At 61.4% G+C, this 2,459-nt stretch carries 2 protein-coding genes and 2 pseudogenes; 2 read left to right on the top strand and 2 right to left on the bottom strand.

Annotation, left to right across the window (positions count from 1 at the left end):
- On the top strand, nucleotides 1-634 hold a 634-nt coding region (locus FVF75_RS12215; protein ID WP_148377337.1), incomplete at its 5' end, for an IS110 family RNA-guided transposase.
- 311 nt (nucleotides 635-945) lie between these two features.
- Here the strand turns inward: FVF75_RS12215 and FVF75_RS12210 are convergent.
- Nucleotides 946-1,152: pseudogene (locus tag FVF75_RS12210) on the bottom strand (IS3 family transposase); the annotation flags it as partial.
- Here FVF75_RS12210 and FVF75_RS12205 point away from each other — a divergent pair.
- The gene (locus FVF75_RS12205) at nucleotides 1,127-1,450 is read left to right on the top strand and encodes a hypothetical protein (RefSeq protein WP_187393063.1); all 324 of its coding nucleotides are present in this window, start codon (nucleotides 1,127-1,129) and stop codon (nucleotides 1,448-1,450) included. The pseudogene FVF75_RS12210 and the gene FVF75_RS12205 overlap by 26 nt on opposite strands.
- Here FVF75_RS12205 and FVF75_RS12200 read toward each other — a convergent pair.
- A pseudogene (locus tag FVF75_RS12200) lies at nucleotides 1,413-2,411 on the bottom strand (IS1595 family transposase); the annotation flags it as partial. The gene FVF75_RS12205 and the pseudogene FVF75_RS12200 overlap by 38 nt on opposite strands.
- Nucleotides 2,412-2,459 lie beyond the last annotated feature (48 nt).

Genomic DNA, 2,459 nt, shown 5'->3' with positions numbered 1-2,459 from the left:
GTGCTTTGTGCGGCAGCGGACCCAGTTGATCAACGCGTTGCGCGGCCATTTGGCGGAGTTCGGCCCGGTGGCTCCCAAGGGTCCGGCCAGCTTGAAGATTCTGCAGCAGGCGCTCGCGCAGCCTGATGTGGATTTGCCCGCCCCGGTGCGCGCGATGGGCGTGCTCTATCTTGACCAGATCAGCCGCTCGACCGAGCTTATCGAGCAATTGGCTGACGAGCTTGAGCGCGCCTCGAAGACTGACAACGAGTTGCGGCGGCTCTGCACGATGCCGGGTATCGGGCCTGTCACTGCCGGTGCCATTGCCGCCTTCGCACCGGATCTCTCGACCTTCGACAGCGGGCGCAATTTTGCTGCATGGCTGGGATTGGTGCCGCGACAGCGATCAACAGGTGGCAAAGCCCGACTTGGCGCTGCCAGCAAGATGGGGCAATGCGACATCCGCAAACTCCTGATTGTCGGCGCCATGAGCGTGATCCGCTGGGTCGTGCGCAAGGGCGGCAGCGCCAATCGCTGGCTGGCTAACCTGGTTGCGCGCAAACCTCGGATGGTGGCGGCGGTGGCGCTGGCAAACAAGATGGCCCGCATGATTTGGGCGATGACAACGAAACAGGAGAATTACAGAATGGCGTGACCCTGATCCGACACGACAGGGACGCGGCATGGCCGCAAGGCCTGGGCAAGGTGATCGACCGACGGAGTAAGCGACACGGACTTCAAAGTTCAAGGTGGGGACACCCAGTCCCGGGGCACGAGCGTCATAGCTCTCTGAACCGATGTGGGCCTCGCCTTCCGAACAGCATACCGGCCCGTGGCGTCGTATAGCCACATTGAGAGGCCTGACACACGACCGATTGAAGCCCAGCCCAACCGTCGAAAAATCAGCTTGCAAAACCGGGGGCATCCACACACGCCCCGGGTTTGCCGGAGGCTGATTTGTCTAAGCTACGCGGCCATGTCTGATGTTTCCAGAGCTGCGTGGAAGTTTGCCTCGGCCTCTGCTGGCGGGGTGTTTCCGATGGGTTCCACCCAGCGGCGGTTGTTGAACCAATCGACCCATTCGAGTGTGGCATATTCCACGGCGTCGAAGCTGCGCCATGGCCCACGGCGATGAATTACTTCTGCCTTGAAAAGACCGTTAATCGTCTCGGCCGAGATCAAGTATCTGATCCTTGATGAGGTCGCCGATATTTGCGCGCCGCATCTCGGCGTGGATGGCGAGATGACCACACGGGAGCTCGCCGAAAGGGTCGCGGCCGCGCGAGGTCTCGACATTTCTGATACGGCGCTTCGGAACTCGGTGGTGTTCAAGGTCGTTCAGGCGCTCCGTCACGCCAAGCGGCGCAAGCAGGTCCGGATGGTCGAAAAGCGAAACGGCATGTGCGTCTGGGCAGCCGGTGATGCCGTCGCGCTGCGCATCGCTGCCAGTAGCCCTTCCAGTCCCGACTAACCGGTGCGGCGAGCGCCCCGCCGATCAACCGATCTGCCAGCCGTCCGTTGCTTTCCAGACGATGATCTTCGAGCCAGGCGGGCAGCGGTTGCATTGGCACCGAGATGCCGGCCATCCACCTTCAGATGCTGCCCACCGACCATGCGCCTGAGCCGCGAGAAGTAGCTTTCTGCAAGATTGATGTGAATCCCATCCAGGCTGTAGGCCTCAGCATGGGTGATCCGGCGCATGTAAAAGTCCGGTTCGAGAATATCCCAATGTGCAGCCTCATCGGCGGAGATGACAGTCCCCGCCGCGATATTTTCCCTAGCAAAGTCAACGCCCTGGGCTTCCCTCAGATAGGGTCGTGTCATCGTCCGACCTCCGCGCTGGCGTAGCACCACAACCACACGGCGCTTACCGCTGCGGTTCCGAAGGATGCGGCGGTCGACACGATCAGAGCGCAGGTTGGCGGGCCGGACATGCCCGCCGAAAGCGGCGCCGTCCACTTCCATCTCCCCCTCAAGATTGATAGTCTGCGTCTCCGCAGCCATCACTTCGTGGAGCTTGTGCATCAGCACGAACGCCGTCTTGTGCTGCACGTCGAGATCGCGGGAGAGCTGGACCGCCGACAGCCCCTTGGAGGCGTTCACGACCAGGCAAATCGCCCCGAGCAGATCGACAAATGACAGCTTGCGCGAGGCAAAGATGGTGCCGGAGGTTACGCTGAACTGGCCCCTCTCGGCCGATTGCTTCGCAATCGCCTGCCGGGCAGCGGATGACAAGCCGCGCACTTGTATCGACGTCGAGTACTCAGATCATAGACATCGATGCAGCCACAGACCGGGCAGATCGGCTTTCCCCCCGTCTCGGGCCAGCGCAGCCGACAGAACCGGCGATACGCCACGTCTTCGCCTTCCGAGAAAATCACCTTGAGCGACAATGTTCGTGCCGCCGCGGACAGGAGAAAATGCTGCGCCATGTCAGCCTCCAGAACATGGTCAGCCTCCAGAACATGATGATGTTCTTA

Source organism: Maritimibacter fusiformis (assembly GCF_008086115.1).
GTDB classification, from domain to species: domain Bacteria; phylum Pseudomonadota; class Alphaproteobacteria; order Rhodobacterales; family Rhodobacteraceae; genus Muriiphilus; species Muriiphilus fusiformis.
Note: the sequence above shows the minus strand (reverse complement) of the source record. Positions and strands in the feature narration are given on the sequence as shown.